Origin of the sequence: Burkholderia sp. 4M9327F10, from assembly GCF_005503145.1 — a bacterium.
Classification (GTDB): domain Bacteria; phylum Pseudomonadota; class Gammaproteobacteria; order Burkholderiales; family Burkholderiaceae; genus Paraburkholderia.
Window position 1 is genome coordinate 44,132 of the sequence record NZ_SCNV01000039.1, and the last position, 18,078, is coordinate 62,209.

19 protein-coding genes and 3 pseudogenes are annotated in these 18,078 nt (G+C 61.0%); 5 read left to right on the plus strand and 17 right to left on the minus strand.

Features of this window, described 5'->3' with window-relative positions:
• Positions 1 to 201: 201 nt before the first annotated feature.
• The 4 genes and pseudogenes from FFS45_RS27980 to FFS45_RS27995 form a co-directional block, all read right to left on the minus strand.
• Positions 202 to 777, minus strand: a complete 576-nt coding sequence (locus FFS45_RS27980; RefSeq protein ID WP_137957877.1) for a hemerythrin domain-containing protein — start codon at positions 775 to 777, stop codon at positions 202 to 204.
• Positions 778 to 1,398: 621 nt separating this feature from the next.
• Positions 1,399 to 1,746 (minus strand): hypothetical protein, encoded by a 348-nt coding sequence (locus tag FFS45_RS27985; RefSeq protein WP_137957878.1) that lies wholly within the window; start codon positions 1,744 to 1,746, stop codon positions 1,399 to 1,401.
• A 122-nt stretch (positions 1,747 to 1,868) separates the two neighbouring features.
• Positions 1,869 to 2,450 (minus strand): hemerythrin domain-containing protein, encoded by a 582-nt coding sequence (locus FFS45_RS27990; protein ID WP_137957879.1) that lies wholly within the window; start codon positions 2,448 to 2,450, stop codon positions 1,869 to 1,871.
• Positions 2,451 to 2,667: 217 nt separating this feature from the next.
• Positions 2,668 to 2,949, minus strand: a pseudogene (locus tag FFS45_RS27995) (c-type cytochrome); the annotation flags it as partial.
• A gap of 622 nt (positions 2,950 to 3,571) precedes the next feature.
• Here FFS45_RS27995 and FFS45_RS28000 point away from each other — a divergent pair.
• Entirely contained in the window at positions 3,572 to 4,156 is a 585-nt protein-coding gene (locus FFS45_RS28000; RefSeq protein ID WP_137957880.1) for a hemerythrin domain-containing protein, read from the plus strand.
• A gap of 208 nt (positions 4,157 to 4,364) precedes the next feature.
• Here the strand turns inward: FFS45_RS28000 and FFS45_RS28005 are convergent, their stop codons facing one another.
• The 4 genes and pseudogenes from FFS45_RS28005 to acs all read right to left on the minus strand — a co-directional run bounded on the left by FFS45_RS28005 (position 4,365) and on the right by acs (position 7,716).
• The gene (locus FFS45_RS28005; protein ID WP_212745767.1) at positions 4,365 to 4,568 is read right to left on the minus strand and encodes a hypothetical protein; all 204 of its coding nucleotides are present in this window, start codon (positions 4,566 to 4,568) and stop codon (positions 4,365 to 4,367) included.
• Positions 4,569 to 4,573: 5 nt separating this feature from the next.
• A pseudogene (locus tag FFS45_RS42500) lies at positions 4,574 to 4,984 on the minus strand (YoaK family protein); the annotation flags it as partial.
• 50 nt (positions 4,985 to 5,034) lie between these two features.
• Positions 5,035 to 5,640: an acetate uptake transporter family protein gene (locus FFS45_RS28015; RefSeq protein WP_137957881.1), complete on the minus strand. Its 606-nt coding sequence runs from the start codon at positions 5,638 to 5,640 to the stop codon at positions 5,035 to 5,037.
• A gap of 99 nt (positions 5,641 to 5,739) precedes the next feature.
• Positions 5,740 to 7,716: an acetate--CoA ligase gene (acs, locus tag FFS45_RS28020; protein WP_137957882.1), complete on the minus strand. Its 1,977-nt coding sequence runs from the start codon at positions 7,714 to 7,716 to the stop codon at positions 5,740 to 5,742.
• A gap of 437 nt (positions 7,717 to 8,153) precedes the next feature.
• Between acs and FFS45_RS28025 the strand changes: the two genes are divergently transcribed.
• Together FFS45_RS28025 and FFS45_RS28030 are read left to right on the plus strand one after the other, a co-directional pair.
• Entirely contained in the window at positions 8,154 to 8,345 is a 192-nt protein-coding gene (locus FFS45_RS28025) for a DUF2964 family protein (protein WP_137957883.1), read from the plus strand.
• A 48-nt stretch (positions 8,346 to 8,393) separates the two neighbouring features.
• Positions 8,394 to 8,596 (plus strand): annotated as a pseudogene (locus FFS45_RS28030) (ABC transporter permease); the annotation flags it as partial.
• A gap of 65 nt (positions 8,597 to 8,661) precedes the next feature.
• Here the strand turns inward: FFS45_RS28030 and FFS45_RS28035 are convergent.
• The 4 genes from FFS45_RS28035 to FFS45_RS28050 form a co-directional block, all read right to left on the minus strand.
• Positions 8,662 to 9,135: a hypothetical protein gene (locus FFS45_RS28035; RefSeq protein ID WP_137957884.1), complete on the minus strand. Its 474-nt coding sequence runs from the start codon at positions 9,133 to 9,135 to the stop codon at positions 8,662 to 8,664.
• A gap of 36 nt (positions 9,136 to 9,171) precedes the next feature.
• Positions 9,172 to 9,546 carry a DUF3564 domain-containing protein gene (locus FFS45_RS28040; RefSeq protein WP_137957885.1) on the minus strand — a complete coding sequence of 125 codons (375 nt, stop codon included), beginning with the start codon at positions 9,544 to 9,546 and terminating at the stop codon, positions 9,172 to 9,174.
• A 46-nt stretch (positions 9,547 to 9,592) separates the two neighbouring features.
• A complete protein-coding gene (locus tag FFS45_RS28045) occupies positions 9,593 to 9,889 on the minus strand; it encodes a cytochrome C (protein WP_137957918.1) in 297 nt (98 codons plus the stop codon).
• A gap of 153 nt (positions 9,890 to 10,042) precedes the next feature.
• A complete protein-coding gene (locus FFS45_RS28050) occupies positions 10,043 to 10,711 on the minus strand; it encodes a nitroreductase family protein (RefSeq protein ID WP_137957886.1) in 669 nt (222 codons plus the stop codon).
• A gap of 334 nt (positions 10,712 to 11,045) precedes the next feature.
• On the opposite strand from FFS45_RS28050, the gene FFS45_RS28055 reads away from it, so the two are divergent.
• Positions 11,046 to 11,321: a DUF1488 domain-containing protein gene (locus FFS45_RS28055; protein ID WP_137957887.1), complete on the plus strand. Its 276-nt coding sequence runs from the start codon at positions 11,046 to 11,048 to the stop codon at positions 11,319 to 11,321.
• 26 nt (positions 11,322 to 11,347) lie between these two features.
• On the opposite strand, the gene FFS45_RS28060 is transcribed toward FFS45_RS28055, so the two are convergent.
• Positions 11,348 to 12,379 carry a nitroreductase family protein gene (locus FFS45_RS28060; RefSeq protein WP_137957888.1) on the minus strand — a complete coding sequence of 344 codons (1,032 nt, stop codon included), beginning with the start codon at positions 12,377 to 12,379 and terminating at the stop codon, positions 11,348 to 11,350.
• Between the two features lie 215 nt (positions 12,380 to 12,594).
• Here FFS45_RS28060 and FFS45_RS28065 point away from each other — a divergent pair, with 215 nt between their 5' ends.
• Positions 12,595 to 13,590 (plus strand): zinc-dependent alcohol dehydrogenase family protein, encoded by a 996-nt coding sequence (locus tag FFS45_RS28065; protein ID WP_137957889.1) that lies wholly within the window; start codon positions 12,595 to 12,597, stop codon positions 13,588 to 13,590.
• A 136-nt stretch (positions 13,591 to 13,726) separates the two neighbouring features.
• Here FFS45_RS28065 and FFS45_RS28070 read toward each other — a convergent pair whose 3' ends face one another.
• The 4 genes from FFS45_RS28070 to FFS45_RS28085 form a co-directional block, all read right to left on the minus strand.
• The gene (locus FFS45_RS28070) at positions 13,727 to 14,509 is read right to left on the minus strand and encodes a helix-turn-helix domain-containing protein (RefSeq protein WP_137957890.1); all 783 of its coding nucleotides are present in this window, start codon (positions 14,507 to 14,509) and stop codon (positions 13,727 to 13,729) included.
• Complete coding sequence (locus FFS45_RS28075; protein WP_137957891.1) at positions 14,502 to 14,933, minus strand: response regulator transcription factor; 432 nt, start codon at positions 14,931 to 14,933, stop codon at positions 14,502 to 14,504. Before FFS45_RS28075 ends, FFS45_RS28070 begins: the two co-directional genes overlap by 8 nt.
• A 185-nt stretch (positions 14,934 to 15,118) precedes the next feature.
• Positions 15,119 to 15,766 (minus strand): response regulator transcription factor, encoded by a 648-nt coding sequence (locus FFS45_RS28080; RefSeq protein ID WP_137957892.1) that lies wholly within the window; start codon positions 15,764 to 15,766, stop codon positions 15,119 to 15,121.
• Positions 15,763 to 17,919, minus strand: a complete 2,157-nt coding sequence (locus FFS45_RS28085; RefSeq protein WP_137957893.1) for a PAS domain S-box protein — start codon at positions 17,917 to 17,919, stop codon at positions 15,763 to 15,765. Before FFS45_RS28085 ends, FFS45_RS28080 begins: the two co-directional genes overlap by 4 nt.
• Between the last annotated feature and the right edge of the window lie 159 nt (positions 17,920 to 18,078).

Genomic DNA, 18,078 nt, shown 5'->3' on the forward strand with positions numbered 1-18,078 from the left:
GCCTCCCTTCTCGGCGGCAGGCGTCCTCACAACCTGTCACACCCGGAACGATCTGACGGGCGGTCAAACATTCCCTGAATGTCGCTCGCAGAATGCGCTCGTGCCGGGCTGAACTGACGATCACCGGATGAAGGGCACTTACCGTCTAGCATGAGCACGCAACAACGCTGCCGCATTGACGCAGATCAACATTTGCATTTCCTAAGGTTCCCGGATGGCCTTGACGATCATTGCAAAGAGGCGGCCGAGATCTGCCTCGACCATGACGCCGGCGAACGGATCGCGGTTTGTGCCAAACGCCTCGTCCAGCTCGTTCCAGTCTTCCTCCGTCAGCCACTGACGCGCGGCAGGCAGAATGACCTCTTCTTCCTGGCGTCTGTGATTTGCGGAGAACGCGGCGTATTCTTCGACCATCTCACGCAACACCGGGAGCGCGGACTCGCCAACCAGCTGGTATCGGGTCAACGCATGTTCGATGTTTCGTATTCGAGCCTTGCCCTGAGCGTGCTGTTCCTCTAACTCGTCGATGGTTTTGTCGAGGTCGTCGGCATGGTGGCGCAAGCGCGCGAACAGATAGCGCTCTTCTTTGGGATGATGTAGCTGCTCCGGATATTCGCTAATGTAAAACAGCATGGACCGAAACATCATCGGTCTGGGCACGTCTGCGCCGGCACCGAGCAGTTTGACAAAACGTTGCATGCCGGTGACGACCATCGATAGCTGCTGGTGTTCCCTAATGATGACCCGTACGGCTTTTCTCGCTACCGGCGTTTGCATATCGAACCCCTTACCCGTCGACACGGCGTGTTCAGCCTGCGATCGCCTGAGTCCCGTGTATCAAAAGTATGGAGGGCACAACGGGTAACCCTATGACCTGCATCAAGGATTCAGGTCAACTCTCGGCCTCAAAGCGGTGTGAGGATGCTTCTGGCAATAGCAGATGTTGCCCCGCATGACCGCGCCGGCTAAAAAATGCCGTTGAGTCTCCTTGGGCAGACAGACAGCATAACCGGCGAGTGCGTGTAACCCGCATTGGGCGACGGCGCGGGGCGCGAAAAATCCGGCCCGGCTACGCAACTCGTCAGGTTCGCCAGCACGATCGGCAAGACCGCGTACCTTCGCATTCGGCCGGCGCGAACGAAAGCTATCGGCGGCCTACTCATAGCGCAATGCCGCGATCGGATCGAATCGGGAAGCGTTCCTCGCCGGGTGACAGCCAAAAAAGATGCCTACAGTAGCCATGACGTCGAACAGCCTGCGCGCCCTGTCGACGGAGCATGGTTGCCGAAGCGCGCTCTTGAAGAGGTTACGCAAGAGAGAGGCGCTCTCACCTCGTAATATCCGGATGGTGACGCTCGCGATTTCGCCCGGCGGCTAGCTAGCCCCGCAGAACTTGCGCTACAGCGCGTACTGCAAAGCCAGGTCGAAACCGATGACGACCAGTGAACAGCCGAGTCCTGCGAGGAGATTCGCGACCCGATGTTCGAAATCGTGATCCCGGCTCATCCACGCCACAATCAGGAAAATGCCTTCAAAGACGACCTGGAGCGCAAGGAACACAAGCATCAGCAGAAATTCGTAACCCATGAACCTGAAGTTCGCGAAGTTCATCCCGTAATCGAAAATCCACCTGCCCACCCGATGCATCTCATACATCAGCAGCAGAATCGGAAAGACGTAACTGACAACATAGGTCGGCACGCTTGCGTGCCGAAGTTCCAGGTGAAAGTGGCGAGCAGCTTGCATATCCCCTCCCGCGTCGGCTTCTGGCGCTCAAAAAACTCTTTGTTCAATGACGCGGCACGGCTCCCGCTAATCCGCATTTGCACCACGTGACCGGCCGCCCGTCGCAACGCGCAACCGAACTGCTAACTTTCCGCCTCGGGGATCGTTTTGACGATCATCGAGAATAGTCTGCCAAGATCGTCTTCAAGTTTTACCCCGTCGAACGGATCGCGATTTGCTCCAAAAGCGGCGTCGATCTCTACCCAGTCTTCGTTTGTCAGCAGACGTCTGGCCGCCGGCAAAATCAACGTTTCTTCCATACACCGGTGGTCTGCATAGAACTCGGCATACGCATCCACCAGGGCTCGCAACTCCCGAAGTGCGGGAGCGCCCTTCAATTCATACCGGGTCAGCGCGTGCTCGATATCCCTCAACCTCACGTCACCTCGAGCGTGCTGGGACTCCAGTTCCATAAGGACGTGGTCAAATTCATCCGTCCGATCCCGCAGCGGCGTGAACAGGTAACGATCCTCTTTAGGATGGTGCACCTGCTGAGGGTACTCGCGGATGTAGTAAAGCATCGCCCGAAGCACCATGAGGCCCGGAGCCGGCGTACCTGCTGCCAGCAGGCCCACAAAGCGCCGCATGCCCTCTACCACGGTCGACATCTGCTCGTGTTCATGAAGGATGACGGTTATGGCAGAACGCGGTCTCGGAGACTGCATATCAAACTCCGCAGCAGTACATGAAAGGCATTGGCGAATCGATTTGCTGCTTCACACCTGCGGCATGAGCAGGAAGCTGCGCCGATACTTTAATGCTAGTCATCCTCCGGTTGACATCAAAGCGCACTAACGCCACAGCTTTGATGGAGATCAACGACTGTGCGGACATGGTGGCCCATGGGGTCAGCGCCCGTCGACCGCATAAATTGGCAACCGCTTATCTGGATTGCAGAAAGGCCGCAACCGCCTTGGCCTGGCAGGCGCTCAACGTATGCGCGACGGTGGTCATCACGGGTGCGTTGCTGCCGGTACCGTTTTCGAAAACCTCGATCTGACGCAGCAGATACTCCTGATGCTGCCCCGCGAGGCGCGGGAAGGTGCCGGCCCCCTGGGCCTGCGCTCCGTGGCATGAAGCGCGGGCCGGCACCCGCTTGTCCGGCACGCCATGTTCGAAGATTTCCTGTCCACTCGCCAACACGGCGGCATCGCCGGCTGCGCCTGTATAAACAGGGTCGGGCCTGAACCGTCGACGGATAGATCTTTTACTTTGGCTCGGCGTGTGCGAGCCAGAGAGTCAGGAATATGCAGCGGTGGGACAGGGGATCATTGACGATCAAACTACCTTGCAACGATTGAGCAGATAAGATGCCATCCGATGGTTGCCGCCGGGCTGGTAACCGAATGACCGAAATGGGCGGAGGTACGGTAATTCGAAGCGGCGGCGCCGACTACGACTTCGTGGCCGAACACGGCCTGATGCAACCGCGGCGGAATGTTGCAGCGTAGGATAGGTTCCGTCGGACAGAACACGACCCTCTCCGGCCATACCCGACCGCGCCAGCACGCCGACCGCTGCCATGGGACAGCCGCCATCCGTCTGTCATGTACTCGGTCGAAGTGCATATGGCACGCAAGTCACGCCCCAGCCGTCTGGTCCAGCAGGATCTCAGCGCACTGATGCCGCAGTGGATTGACCTGTGTCAGTCCTTTTCGGGTTGCAACCAGTAGTATTTCAATTGCACTGATCGCGCTGGGCGCTGTCGACCGCGCTACAAGGAATGCATTTTGCCTTTCGTCCAGACGGTCTATCGTGCACTTGATCCATTTCAATGGAGCACGCCATGGCCGACCCACTTGCCGTATGGCATACCGAGCATATTAATTTTGCCCGGCTACTCAACATTCTGGAAGAACAGGTTGCTGAGCTCCGCCGGGGCGAGAGCCCGAATTACGCTCTCATGGGCGATATCCTTTACTACATGCGGAATTTTTCCGATCGTGTTCATCATCCGCGGGAGGATGTTGCGTACGCGCGGCTTGCTGAACGGGATCCCGGGACGCAGATAGTGGTGAACCGCCTTCTGCAGGAGCATCGCGTGATCGCCACGGCCGGCGATGAGCTCCTGATTCGCATCAATGAAGCCGCGGGAGATGTTGTAATTCCGCGCACGGCTCTGGAGACGGCTACGGCGACCTATCTTGTGTATTATCGTCACCACCTCTCCACTGAGGAGCGAGACGTGATGCCTCGCGCTGCGCAGGTGCTGACAGAAATGGACTGGGTTGCAGTCGATGCGGCCATACCGGCTAGCCCCGATCCGCTTTTCGGAGACAATGTACTGGAGCGCTTCGAGGCACTTCGCAGGCAGATCGCTCTAGACGCGCAGGTGTCAAAGGACTTGGGTCTGCCACCGGACACTCATTGATTGACGCCGGTTACAGGGTGCTGTTCACGCGCATCAGCGATGCAACAACACAGGCTCACCCGTCCCTGGAATAATGTTCTGCCGCAGGCCGTCGACTCACTTGGAGAGTGCCAGTTCCGCTGTCAGGACGTAACCGGCGCTCGAATGTCCGCAAACGGGTTTGGGTGAACGACCAGAGCTGACCGCGATGTGCCCGTTGGCGAGCAACTCAGTGGCCGTCGAGGCAATCCGTGTCATCAGGACGAAGTGCCTCCAACGGTTGCAGTACATCGGGAATCGCCGGCAAATCGGCAACGTTTTGCTCAATATGATCGTTTACGTCCGGGATCTGATCGACGAACGGCTCGTCCCGTGCGCCAACCGTCAGCCCGGCGCCGTTGACGAGCGTGCGGCCGATGCTGCGCAGGCGCAACAGTCCATCACATAACACCGAGGACAGACGGTCGTCGGCACGAAAAGGACGCGACGGGTCTCGAGATTTGAGCCAAGCAGGCCAAAGCAGAGGAGCAGCGTATCCTCGAGCATCAACGGCATTGCGTACAGGCTGTGCAACTGCCGACGACGCCCCCAGTTAATCAGGATTGCGGACGTGGCGGCCCCGAAAAGGCAAGGAACGCAATCCTGCAACAATCGTATTGATTTCGCCGAGCGCGCGGTTGTCGGCGAGCGACGACACAATGCCGGACATGTGGGATGTGTACTGCCCCACAGCGAGAAATCCGTCGGCGTTGGCCGCACCGGCGATGAAAGCTGGCGATCGTCGAGGCGCAGATTCGCCGCGTCGCTGCGCTCGGGTTTCGTGAATCCTCGGAAATAGTTGACCGGCATGCCGACATTTTATCCGTTTGCGCGCGCCGCGCGATGGCCGCCGCTTGCTTTCAAGCGCCGCGGAGTCTATCGGCGACCGTCACGGTCACGTCGACCTCCTGCATGATGATTCCCACCGGTAGCACCGTGCGCCCATGTGTTTCGTTGATGATCTCCGCCGCCGACAGGTAGAAAGCCAGCAGCGCCGTCACCAGGCCGAGGTAACCCCCCGCGTGGTGCAACCACCCGAGGCCGGTCCATTCGCTCGCTGCAAGCACGAAGAAAGTGATCCACAAAGACAGAAACACCAGTTGCAGCGCGCGCGGCGCACGCCATGTCGCGACCCACATATAAAGTGTGAACACGCCCCACAGGAACAGATACCACCCGATGAACGCCGCAGGCACGGTACCGTGCAGGAACAGCACGAAGAGGGCGAGCGACCACCAGAACGAACCGTAGCTCAGAAAGGCCGTTGCGCCGAACGTGTTACCACGCGGTATTTCCATGAGTCCGGCGAGCGCCTGCGCGGTGCCGCCATAAGCGAATGCGACGGCGAGCACCATGCCCATCGAATTGCCGCTGAACCAACCGGCGTTGATCATGCTGAGCAGCCAGGTCGTCAAGGCAAAACCGGCGAGGCCGAGTGCAGCGGGATTAGGGGCTTTGATATTCACGATGAATTCCTCAAGCAAACGAAAATAGATGTCGATTGCGTGGCTGTCGTGAAGACCGGCGCCGCGCAATGGTCATATTGCAATCGAAAGTCGGACCACTCAGATCGAATCGGCGAACTGGGAAATCACGGCGGGATTCTCGACGGTCGACGTGTCCTGCGAAATCGCTTCGCCCTTCGCGACTGACCGCAACAACCGGCGCACGACCTTGCCGGAGCGCGTCTTGGGCATGGCGTCGCCGAAACGGATGTCTTTCGGTTTGGCGATCGGACCGATTTCCTTGCCGACCCATGCGCGCAACTCGTCCGCTACGCGTTTGGCCTCCGCACCGGTGGGCCGTGCTGTCTTCAGAACGATGAAGGCGACGATGGCTTCTCCGAACGTTTCATCCGGACGCCCGACGACTGCGGCCTCGGCGACGAGCGGATTGGCCGCCAGCGCCGACTCGATTTCCATCGTGCCCATGCGGTGGCCGGACACGTTCAGCACGTCGTCGATGCGACCGGTGATCGTGAAGTAGCCTGTGTCCCGGTCGCGAATCGCGCCGTCGCCGGCGAGGTACAGCTTGCCGCCGAGTTCGTCGGGGTAATAGCCGTTGCGAAAGCGCTCAGGATTGCCCCAGATCGTGCGGATCATCGACGGCCACGGCTTGCGCACAACGAGCACGCCGCCTTGTCCGTTGGCCACTTCGTGGCCGGTTTCGTCGACGATCGCCGCATCGATGCCAGGCATCGGCAGCGTGCACGATCCCGGCACGAGTGGGGTGGCGCCCGGCAGCGGTGAGATCATGTGGCCGCCTGTCTCGGTTTGCCAGAACGTGTCCAGCACCGGACAGCGACCGCCGCCGACATGTTCGGCGTACCAGTTCCATGCGCTTGGATTGATCGGTTCGCCGACCGTGCCGAGAATGCGCAAGCTGCTCAGGTCGAAGCTGCGAGGATGCACAGCGGTGTCAGCGTCGGCGCTCTTGATGAGAGACCGGATGGCGGTCGGTGCGGTGTAGAAGATGCTGACCTGATGGCGCTGGATCATGTCCCAGAAGCGGCCTGCATTCGGATAGGTGGGCACGCCTTCAAAGATTACCTGGGTTGCGCCGACGGCGGTAGGGCCGTAGCAGATATACGTGTGACCTGTGATCCAGCCGATGTCTGCGGTACACCAGAAGACATCGGCCGGCTTGATGTCGAAGGTCCATTTCATCGTCAAGGCGGCCCACAGCAGATAACCGCCGGTGCTATGCTGAACGCCCTTGGGTGCGCCGGTCGACCCTGATGTGTACAGCACGAATAGCGGATGTTCGGCGCCGACCCATTCCGGCTCGCAGGTATCAGGCTGGTTTCGTTCGAGCTCGTGCAACCACGCGTCGCGTCCCGCGATCCAGGGGATCCGGCCGCCGGTACGCCGATAGATGACGACCGTTTTGACGGCTTCGGCGCCGCCCATCGCAAGGGCTTCGTCGACAATCGTCTTGAGCGGCAGCGTCTTGCCGCCGCGCACCTGTTCGTCGGCCGTCATCACCGCCACCGCACCGACATCGACCATCCGTTCATGTAGAGATTTGGCTGAAAAGCCGCCGAACACGACGGAGTGCGGCGCGCCGATGCGTGCACACGCCAGCATGGCGGCGACACCTTCTACTGACATCGGCATGTAAATCACCACCCGGTCGCCTTTCGTCACGCCGCGCGCGCGCAGCGCGTTGGCGAGTCTGCACACGCGGTGATAGAGCTCCTGGTATGTGACGCGAGTGACCTTGCCGTCGTCCGCTTCGAACACGATGGCTGTCTTGTCGGCGAGTCCGTTGGCGAGGTTGCGATCCAGGCAGTTGTATGAAGCGTTGAGTTCGCCGTCCTCGAACCATTGATAGAACGGCGCGTTGGTATCGTTCAGCACTTTCGTGAACGGTCGACGCCACTCGAGATGTTCTCTGGCAAGGCGCGCCCAGAACACTTCGTGATCGCGTTCGGCCTCGGCCACGAGCGCATGGTAAGCGTCCATGCCGTCGATGGTTGCGTGCTTGAGTGCGGGGATCTGCGGCGCCGCGGAGCTGAGATGATTAAGTTCGACGGTAGACATGCATAGTCTCCTCATATGGGTCATGGCGGCGAGCACGCGTCGAGCGCGTGGTCGCTTGTGGGGTGGCTCTTGGTGGCCATGGTGCGTACGCCGATGCGTCTGGGACTCTGACGCGAGAACGGCGACGGCTGCAAGACAGACACAACGGAAAGGGTGCCTGCGATGATTCAGCGTGGGTGTGTATGGCGACTATGACGGTCAGGCTGACAATGCACTTGATTTACATCAAGAGATGGACTGCGCGGCGAACTGTTCACTTTTCTTCTTATGGATTACCCGTCAACGTTGCAAGGGCCGCTTGAGCGTGAAGCGAAGCGACCAGGCCTTGATGCAGATCAATCGCAATACCCTGGCTGGGTCGATGATAAATGCCTCATTGACAGCTCGCGAACTGCCGCGTCGATTCAAACGAGACACCTTGAGCCAGGGAGGAAATCATGGTGCGGGCAGAACCCAAAATCATCTGTGCAACGGTTGCCGTCTTTGTCGCGTTAGCAGGTCTGGCGGGACTGATCGGCGGTCTGCTGTTCGATACCACGGACTTCGTCCGCTACGGTGCGGCCGCGCTCGTTGCCGGCGTTGCCGGCTTCGTTCTGCTGTTGAACCCTATAGCGGTCGACGACTCCTAGCGCTGCCGAAAGGCGCGCCGGGTTTCGCGGTCCCAACTCCTGCCAATCATGAAAGGCACTCTCAGACTAGCCTTCAAACTGCTTGTCAACGAAAGCGCCAAATTCATGGCGCTGCTCGTTGGCATTACCTTCACAGTGTTTCTGATGGTCGAAATGACTTCGCTGTTTGCGGGCATTCTCAACAAATCGTCGTCGACGGTCATCAGTGTCGGGGGGCGAAGGTGTGGGTGATGGACTCCGCGGGGCAAACCAGATGGGATACCGCGCAGTGAGTCGGGGTGACGCGATTGATCGCGGCTAGTACGTGTTTCGCGCTTCAGGATTTGACCGTGCCGCACGCCGGTGGCGTATCTGATGACGCCACGCGCTCACTCGGTTCGAGCCGCAAAGCGCCCCAGCCGAGCGGCGCAAACACGTGGCCGCCCGCGAGTTCGACCTGCTCCACAAATGACTCGAGCGTGATGCCCGCCATGATGTGAATCGGTGCATTGCCGACAAAACTTTGTGTACGCAGCCAGGGCATCTCGCCGCGATTGATTTCGTTGACGCTGCGCTCCTTGCCGTCGTAGCCGAGATCGGGTGTAGATAGCGGACCATCGAAGGCGACGGTCAGGATCTGCTCGGGACTGTCGGTATAAGGGGGGCCCGCGTGCTGTTCATAGGGCACGCGTTCCCAGCCATCGCCCCATTGCTGGTCGAGCGTCATACGCGTGAAATAGGCCCAGGGCGCGCGCACGAAGCAGAGTCCGTATGCGTGACGCACGCCGTCAAGATTGACAGTCATTCCCACAGTAGCACCTCATCCTGGTGGCGGTGTCGACAAGCCTCACGGGTTGTCGTCGGCGGCGAAGATGCCGTCTTCCGGCTCCATGTTCTCGTTGTCGACACATTGCACGTGCCAATGGCCTGCCATCAACGATCTGCCCGCATCGGCGCACCATTGTGCGCGTCCGGTTTCGCCCTCGAATGGCCCGGACGTGGCGTTCAGATCGAGCCCTTCGAGTACGCAGCAGGGCGTCGAATCGTGCGGTCCGCAGATGAGCGTGTTGCCGCAATCGACGTGCAAGGCGCCCCATTCGGGCAGTTCGAGCCCCATATGACCCTCGCGTGACCATTGACGTGTTTCATTGTCGAGCCACAGGATGGCGAATGCCATCGGATTGACACGATCGAACGTGTCGAGATGGATAGTGAGGCGCATGAGGTTCTCCGTACATTTCAGGAACATATGCAAACGAACTGGGTGGCTATTGACTCAAAACCCACTGGATCAACGTGTGGGCGTCTTCGGGTGTCAACGGGCCGCCGCGATCCGCCGGAAGCGGCATTGCCATGTCGCCCCAGTGGGTATTGCCGCCGAGTCGCAACTTGTGCTCAAGCATCACGCCGGCGTTTGGCACGTCGCGATAACGATCCGCAATCTGCTGAAACGACGGTGCGAGAAAAGGCGCGTCCCGCGTATGGCAGAACATGCAATGCTGTTGATCGACGAGTGCCGTCGGTTCGGACTGGGCAAGCGCTGCGCCGCTTGCTGCCAGCAACAGCGCAAGTGTGCTTGCAGTGAGATAGTGCAGGTGAGGGGCATTCACGAGACACACTCCAGGACAGGTTCGGAGTTCAGTGTAGGGGCGGTGCCGCCCGCGCGATTGACTCATATCAAGCCAACCTTGCGCGTTGCGTTCGACCGTCCACCACGGTCAGTTACCTTCCTCGGGGTTCGCGACATCGAAATGACCCACCGTCTGAGCGAGCATGGCGACGCTGTCACGCGGCAAGCGCATTTCGACGGCTAGCGCGCTGCGGTTCAGCCAGCCGCGGCCCGCGACCGCCAGCCCTACGCCCGCGCAGAAAAGGTAGACGTTTTGCACGATCGCCCCAGCGCTGGCGGATGCAAACGGTTCGCGCTGCGATGCGGCGATTTCGTGCATTCGCGCGAGATTGGCCACGTATACGAGATCCAGCGGTGCATCGCCCACAAAGTCCTGATAGCCAGTCAGGCTCCGCAGATCGCTGGCGACAACCAGATCGAGGCAATGCTGGTGCGGATCGTAGCGATAGAGCCCGCATGCGAGCGCGGTGTAAATATCGACTTCATGCAGGCCCAACGCTGAAGGTGCAGTCCGTCCGTCTTCCGGCTCGCGGTTATTGCCGTCGGCTGCCCACAGCAAATTACTGAGTTTCGTGTCGCCAAGCGCAGTTGAAGCGAACCGGCGCGTCGTTCGGCGTCTCGCGAATGCTTCCATGATCGGCATGCCGCCGGTGCGTTGGGGGGCGGGCAGTGCGATTCGCTGCGACGCTACACCGGTTACCGGGCGTGGGCGCGCTGAACCGCACGGCGTGGTGCCCAATCTGAACAGATGTTTCATGGCAGCCTCATACGAGCCAGGCGAAATCAGGTAATGCGAGCAGGACGGCGAATGCACAGAATCATCGTGCGCTACTGCCATATTCGGTGATTGACTCAAATCAATCGCCTTTCTCGTGCGCGCAGACGTTCGCTTTCCGGCGCCCAGCCGAAGAGGTCACTTGACCGGAGTCAAGCCTGATCGCCGGCGAAAACATCGCGACGCGCAAATGGCGCCTGTCCTGTTCACAGATGAGTGCCACGCGTGGCGGCACTCTCTTCGCTTTGCCGCGCGGGCGTTGCGGTCGCTCGCATGATGACGCCTTAGGAGCCACGCTCATCTTCAGGCTGCGGTCATGAATATTCATTTTCCCCAGGAACATCCGGAATACTGCGCTCGCGATCTGGTCATTACCTTTCCGGCAGAGATCGACGGCGTGCGGGTTCAGTGCGCGATTACCGCGGAGGCGCTCGAAGATCACTTTGGCGCAGCGTCGTTACGCGAAGACGACCTGCTCGCCGCGTTCGATACTCACCGTTATCCGATCGAACAGGCCGCGCGGCGTTTATTGGACGAAGTGGGCGCCAGGCCGCTCATGCTGCACAGCGGCTACTTCCGCTTTTGCGACTGAAGCGTCCTCGGTGTTCCGTTTCGTTCCTACGACACGACTTCGGCAAGCGGACGCCGCGGCGAATGAGGAGCTTGCCGACCGCGGCCGATACGCACCAGCAGTTGCGGCACGCCGTCCAGGTTCAGGGCGGCACGCAATGTGTCGCGCAGTGAAGCCACTTCGATCGGCTGATTCAGATAGGACGCCGTGATGCCCTCGTCCGCGGCGGTAAGCAGCACCCGCTCAAGTGCTTGACCTGCCGCCAGCCACGCTTCGGCATCGTCCGCTCCCGTGGCGATACACAGCAGTAACGGCGAGCCGGTGACCAGCGTGTGATGGGCGGCCGCCATGCCGCCACCCAGGTCGAACGTGCGAATCACCGAACCTACCAGGGGTGCCGCGAGATCGAGCAGGGCGCGCATGCCCGGCGACAAAGCAGGCATGCCGTCCTGACTGCGTTTCGGATGGATCCAGCTCGCGAGTTCGCGCCGGAAGCGCGGATCCTTGAGTTGCACCTTATCGGCTTCGGCGATCAGCGTGGCCAGGCGCTCGCGGATGGCTGTGTTCCCGGCGCAGACGATATCCGCGCCCTCGGCGGCGCCCGCTTCCTCGAGCCGCAACTGGAGTTCGACCGGGATGAGCTTGTCAGCGAAGGTTTCACGGGTCGTGACGCGCCGCGGCATTGCGTCGAATAGCGGTGCAAGGCTGACGTCGCAACGGCCATCGCGCAAGATCCGCAGATGCGCCAGCACGTCCAGGTCGGCAGGCGAGGGAAACAGGGTAATTGCGTAAGCAAGACCGAAGCGGCTCAGCGCAACGCGGAGATTGAAAAGCGCCGCGCCACAGCTGATCATCAGCTCGCGGTCAAAGGGATCGACCACCGGCAGCGCCCGCAAACGGTCTGCGCACAGCGTGACGCAGTCACCGTCGACGATGAAGTACCAAGGCTGCGTGTTATGGTTGGATGGCGCCAGCACCGCATATCGCAGTGCAAACCGCAGTTTTTCTTCGATGCCGGCATTCGGGGCGAGTTGATGTTCGTCGATAGACCAAGCCGTGTTCTGGGGAAGTGCGTTCATTCGGAGCCTCCTGCGCGTTTTCCGGATCGGCCGAACCGTGCATACGCTGCCGGTTGTCGGATCACGTCGTCAAGCCATCGTGTCAGATGGCCTTATGCGTGGCTTGACTCAGATCAAGCGCTGGTGGTCGTATTGCAGTGAAATGAATGACGGAGCTAACGCGGCGCCCGTCAGGCCCGCTGCCGCGGTTTCGCGGCGCGATCGAGGAGAACGTAATGCGCGCAATGGTGTTCGACGGTAGCGAATCGCGGCTGAACGAGATGCAGGTTCCGGAACCGATGCCCGCCGCCGGCGAGTTATTGATCGACATTCACGCGTGCGGTGTCTGCCGGACCGACCTGCATCTGGTCGATCACGAACTGCCGCATCCGAAACAGCCGGTGATTCCCGGGCATGAAATCGTCGGTACGGTCGCGGCGCTCGGCGCGGACGTCACGGGCTTCGCGATCGGCGATCGCGTCGGTGTGCCGTGGGTCGGGCACACGTGCGGGCACTGCCGTTATTGTTTGAGCGCGCGAGAGAACCTCTGCGACCACCCGGGCTTCACCGGCTATACGCTCGACGGCGGCTATGCGGAAAGGACAGTCGCCGATAGCCGGTATTGTTTTCATCTGCCGGCGCAATATACCGACATCGAAGCAGCTCCGCTCCTGTGCGCGGGGCTGATCGGCTATCGCACGCTCAGGATGGCTGGCGATAGCCAATCAGCCCCGCGCATCGGGATTTACGGGTTCGGCGCGGCCGCACATATCGTCGCGCAGATTGCACGCCATCAGGGAAGGTCGGTGTATGCGTTCACGCGCCCCGGCGATGTCGCTGCACAGCAGTTGGCGCTGCGTCTCGGTGCCACATGGGCCGGCGACAGCGATGAAATGCCGCCGGACGAACTGGATGCCGCCTTGCTGTTCGCCCCGGTGGGCGCGCTGGTGCCGGTCGCGCTGCAGGCAGTCGCGAAGGGCGGGGTGGTCGTGTGTGGCGGCATTCACATGAGCGACATTCCGTCATTCCCTTATGCGTTTCTGTGGGGCGAGCGGCGCGTAGTGTCGGTCGCGAATCTCACGCGCGAGGACGGCACCGCTTTCATGCGGGTAGCCGGACAAACACGGCTCAACATCGAAACAACGACCTATGCACTGGGCGATGCCAACCAGGCGCTCAACGATCTGCGCGAAGGGAAGCTCACGGGCGCGGCTGTGCTATCGATCCGCTAGATCACCAGACACGCGGGAAGGAAAAAGAGGCGGCTAACGGCGCCGCCTGAACACGCCTCCTCTTTCGAGGGATCGCTGGTAAAACTCCGTGCCGACAGAATCTGTCGCGCCGTGCGCCGTATCCTTCCGTCTGGCGCTACACGCGCGCGAGGCCTTCGAGGTCGAGAATCCTGATCTGTTTGCCATGCGTATCGACAAGGCCGTCCTTCTGAAATTTCGAAAACATGCGGCTGACGGTTTCGAGTTTCATCCCCAGATAGCTGCCGATCTCCTCCCGTGTCATGCGCAGATTGAATGTGGCCGGCGAGTAGCCGCGTGTCTTGAGCCTTCCTGACAGGTTCAGCAGGAATGCGGCGACCCGCTGCTCGGCGGACATCGTGCCGAGCAGCATCATGAGGGTCGCTTCGCGAACGATCTCACCGCCCATCAGACGATGGACGTGCTGCTGCATGACCTTCACCTCCCGGCACATCACTTCGAGCAGATGGAACGGGACGATGCAGACGTTGCTGTCCTCGAGGGCTAGCGCGTCGCAACTGTGCCGGCCCGAGCAGACGCCGTCAAGACCGAGCGAATCGCCGCCCAGATGAAAACCGGTGACTTGTTCGCGTCCGTCGCGGTGCATGACGACGGTCTTGAACGAGCCGGCCCGGACCGCGTAGATGCTCTGGAACGAATCGTTGGCGCGATATAGCGCTTCACCCTGTTTGATCGTCCGGGAAACGCAGATCAGCGACTCCAGGCGCCCCAGTTCGCCTGGCGTCAAGCCTTGCGGCATGCAGATCGAGCGCAGCGAGCAGCTCGAGCAGCGCGCGGCAGGGCGGCACGGGACTGACGATGCGAGCGCGGAATTGGCTGACGCCGGCAGCGAGACACGCTGGAGCGGCATAATTTCGGGATATTCGGCGACGTCAGACATGGTGTGCTCCTGTGTAATTGAGTCCACGTGCGCAATGCTCGTGGGCAATCCGCCTGATCGTGGCGCATGCAAGATCGAATTCGCTTGTCTTGTCGAAGAAGTATTGCGCGCCTGCCGCGAGGCACGCCTGCCTGAACCATGCGCCTGAATGGTTCGTCAGCACGATCGTAATCGCCGGCGACATGCTCTGCGCGAGGCCGCGCAGCAGTTCCATGCCGGTGCCACCGGTCAGGCGCAAATCCACGACCACGACGTCGGCTTCGGTGGCGTCGATACAGGCAAGTGCGGTGCCTGATTCCTCGGCTTCGCCGACAATCTCGACACCCTCGATCGCGCCGAAACGTGCCGCCATCCGGTGTCTGATCGGGATCGCGTCTTCAACGAGGAAAACGCGCAATGCTTGCTGGGACGGGTTTGAGTTCATGGCTCGAAGTATCGGCCGCGCTGTCTCAAAATAAAATCGGCGGCGAACGAACTTCGGGTAGGCGAGCGCGAAGGCGTGTAGGGGATTTCCTACAAATAGCGAACGCGACGGTGGACGCAGCCGCGCGGCCGGCGAATTGATGTGACGACTGGATCTAGCCCGGCGCCCGGTGCACCGCCCCGGATCTAGATTTCGTCGTCTTCTCCGAGCAGCTTGTGCCGTAGCGCGTAACGCACCAGCGCGGCTTCGTGCGGCATCTGCATTTTTTCGAGGATGCGCGTTTTATAGGTGCTCACCGTTTTGCTGCTGACGCACAACTCCGCGGCGATTTCGGTAAGGGTTTGCCCGGCGGCGATGCGGCGGAACACGTCGAACTCACGATCGGACAGGCGTTGATGGGGCAGAGTGTCGGCGGGTTCGTTCAGACTCTGCGCAAAACGCTCGGCCATCGCGAGACTCACATAGACGCCCCCGGCGGCGACTTTGGTGACCGCGGCGACCAGTTCGGCACTGGCGCTTTCCTTGGTGAGATACCCTGATGCGCCCGCCTTGAAAGCGCGTACCGCATACTGCTGCTCCGCATGCATGGTGAGCACGAGGATCCGCAGTGCCGGTTTTTCGTCCTTGATCTGCTTGATCAGTTCGACGCCGTTTCGTCCTGGCATCGACAGATCCAGCACGAGCACGTCGGCCGCGTTCGAGCGGATTAGCGCAACCGTGCTGACGCCGTCATTGGCCTCGCCGACCACCTCGAAGCCGCTTGCGCCTTGCAGGATATGCCGCAGGCCGTCACGTACCAATGCGTGATCGTCGGCTATCAGCACTCGCATCATGTTTGCATCTCCTGCGGTTGCACTGCCGAGAGTGGAAAGGTAACGGTCAGCGCAAAACCCTCGCCACTGGACGTGTGGATTTCGACGGTGCCACCCAGCATGTGGGCACGCTCGCGGATACCGAGCAGGCCAAACGACTTCTCGGCTGAGGGGGGCGAGCGGTTCGCACCATGGCCGTCGTCCGCGATCTGCAACACGCAAACGCCCCCTTCGACGCGCACCGTCAGCGTGACGAGCGTCGCTTCCGCATGCCGGGCGACATTGGTTAGCGCTTCCTGCACGATTCGAAATAGCGTCGTCGCGCCCGCCGGCGTAAAGCTGGTGTCGCCGACTTCGATCCGGCGCTCCACATCGATGCCATAGCGGTTTGTAAAGTCATTGGCGAGCCATTCGATCGCCGGAATCAGACCGAGATCGTCGAGCATGACCGGGCGCAGATCGGCAGCGATCCGGCGCACCGAGGCGACCGTCGCATCGATCAGCCGGCGCATCCCACGCAGTTGCTGCAGCAGCCGCGGTTCGGCGGTGGTTTCAAGCTCCTGTTCGACCGACGAAAGGTCCATCTTGAGGGCGGTCAATTGCTGTCCAAGGTCGTCGTGCAGCTCGCGTGCAATGCGGGTTTTTTCTTCCTCGCGAACATTCTGCAGATTCGCCGAGAGTTCGCGCAACTCCTCGCGCGTTTGCCGCTGCGCATTTTCCGCCTTGATCCGCTCGGTGATGTCGCGCAGCATGACCGTGTACAGCTTGCCGTCGCCGTTGCGGATCTGCGAGATCGACGCTTCGATAGGAAACTCTTCTCCGTTGCTCCGCAAACCAAACAGCACACGCTGCTTGCCCATCTTCCGGTCGGACACGCCGGTCACGCCGAACTGTTCGACATGCCGCTCGTGCCCCGCGCGAAAGCGCTCGGGAATGAAGCGCGAGAGCGAGGAGCCGACGGCTTCCATCGCGGTGCATCCAAAAACCTGTTCAGCCATTGGATTGAAGATGACGATGTTCTGCCGTTCGTCGACGGCGATGATCGCTTCCATCGACGACCGGATGATCCCCATCATGCGTGCCTCGTTCAGGTTCAACTGGCTGCGCGCCTCGCTCGTCGCAACGGATCCTCTGCCGCCTTTGCGGGCCATCAGGAAGGCTATGGCGCCGAACAGGCAGGCTGCTGCAACGCCGGCAATCAGCACCGTGGTTGCTGCAAATTCGTCCCCGGCTCGCAGATAGCGGCCGCTTGCCGTGTAGGACAGCGTGATAGGTACACCGCCGACGCGCAAGGTATCGGTTTTACGAATGACGGGCGCCGTCTCCACAGGGTCGTCGTCCCCGGCGGCGGACGAATAAAGCACCGTGGCGGGGGTTCCGCTCAATACCTGCAGATCGATGCGCCGTTGCCGGGCGAGGGCGTTATCGAATAGACGGCCGGTGTCCAGCGCCGCCACCAGTAGCCGCTTGATGCCCGCGCGCCGCGCTTGTGGCGTGGGTGGCAATCCGGGGTCCGATCCGATGCTCGAATACACCGGAAAATAGACATAAAGACGAGGGTGAGGGTTCGAGCCGACATCGCCAAACGGCGCGGCGTCCGTGTCGAGCGCGCTTGCCCCTGTATCGATGGCGTGCAGCAACGCCGTACGGCTCGCGGGAGCGCTAGCGAGGTCGTAGCCGACTGGCATCGCATCGGCGGCGGCCGGCGCCATCTGGGTCACCGGCGCGACCGGTTGCGGCGCGGCGGCTGGTCCGGCCACGTTACCGGTGCCGCCCGTCAGGCGGGCAACACCGGCGGCGTCAACATCAGCATAGCCAAGCGCGCGCACCGCGGACGACGTTTCGTCCAGATCGAGTTGCGCTACATATCGGCGCCAGGCGTCGGCATCGGCCGCCGGCGCAACGGAGAGCAAGCCGCGCGCGCCGCGCAGCAGCGATTCGCTGGCGGCGAACTCGCGTTGCAGATCAGCGGTGATATGCACAGTATTCTGATAAAAGCGGCTTTTGGCGGCGCTCAATGACTGCTCGCCGACCCAGCGCCACGCACCGAGCGCAGCCGAAAGAACGACAGCAAATGTGACCGCCGCGACAAGCACGGGACGCCGCTGGGGCGGGACAACCCGCATGGGCGAAAACGACTTTTGGGCGAAGGGCGTCTTACCGCGAAAGGGCATGTGCGCCTCATTGGATGGTGGGCAATCCGCAGCGCTGGCTGATGGCGCAGGCGCGGATCGAGGAAAGTCACTGAGATTTTCTTTAATTGCAACCAACCGGTATAACGCGTGCGCTGCCTATTGTGCGCGATCCGCACGGATCGTGCCAGTACGCAACGG

Bases quoted from the DNA above. Each gene is read 5' to 3' on its own strand.
- FFS45_RS28000 (WP_137957880.1), top strand. From the start codon at position 3,572: ATGGCCGACCCACTTGCCGTATGGCATACCGAGCATATTAATTTTGCC.
- FFS45_RS28055 (WP_137957887.1), top strand. From the start codon at position 11,046: ATGAATATTCATTTTCCCCAGGAACATCCGGAATACTGCGCTCGCGAT.
- FFS45_RS28070 (WP_137957890.1), bottom strand. From the start codon at position 14,509: ATGTCTGACGTCGCCGAATATCCCGAAATTATGCCGCTCCAGCGTGTC.
- FFS45_RS28065 (WP_137957889.1), top strand. From the start codon at position 12,595: ATGCGCGCAATGGTGTTCGACGGTAGCGAATCGCGGCTGAACGAGATG.
- FFS45_RS27990 (WP_137957879.1), bottom strand. From the start codon at position 2,450: ATGCAGTCTCCGAGACCGCGTTCTGCCATAACCGTCATCCTTCATGAA.
- FFS45_RS27980 (WP_137957877.1), bottom strand. From the start codon at position 777: ATGCAAACGCCGGTAGCGAGAAAAGCCGTACGGGTCATCATTAGGGAA.
- FFS45_RS28025 (WP_137957883.1), top strand. From the start codon at position 8,154: ATGGTGCGGGCAGAACCCAAAATCATCTGTGCAACGGTTGCCGTCTTT.
- acs (WP_137957882.1), bottom strand. From the start codon at position 7,716: ATGTCTACCGTCGAACTTAATCATCTCAGCTCCGCGGCGCCGCAGATC.
- FFS45_RS27985 (WP_137957878.1), bottom strand. From the start codon at position 1,746: ATGCAAGCTGCTCGCCACTTTCACCTGGAACTTCGGCACGCAAGCGTG.
- FFS45_RS28075 (WP_137957891.1), bottom strand. From the start codon at position 14,933: ATGAACTCAAACCCGTCCCAGCAAGCATTGCGCGTTTTCCTCGTTGAA.
- FFS45_RS28050 (WP_137957886.1), bottom strand. From the start codon at position 10,711: ATGAAACATCTGTTCAGATTGGGCACCACGCCGTGCGGTTCAGCGCGC.
- FFS45_RS28080 (WP_137957892.1), bottom strand. From the start codon at position 15,766: ATGATGCGAGTGCTGATAGCCGACGATCACGCATTGGTACGTGACGGC.
- FFS45_RS28060 (WP_137957888.1), bottom strand. From the start codon at position 12,379: ATGAACGCACTTCCCCAGAACACGGCTTGGTCTATCGACGAACATCAA.
- FFS45_RS28085 (WP_137957893.1), bottom strand. From the start codon at position 17,919: ATGCCCTTTCGCGGTAAGACGCCCTTCGCCCAAAAGTCGTTTTCGCCC.
- FFS45_RS28040 (WP_137957885.1), bottom strand. From the start codon at position 9,546: ATGCGCCTCACTATCCATCTCGACACGTTCGATCGTGTCAATCCGATG.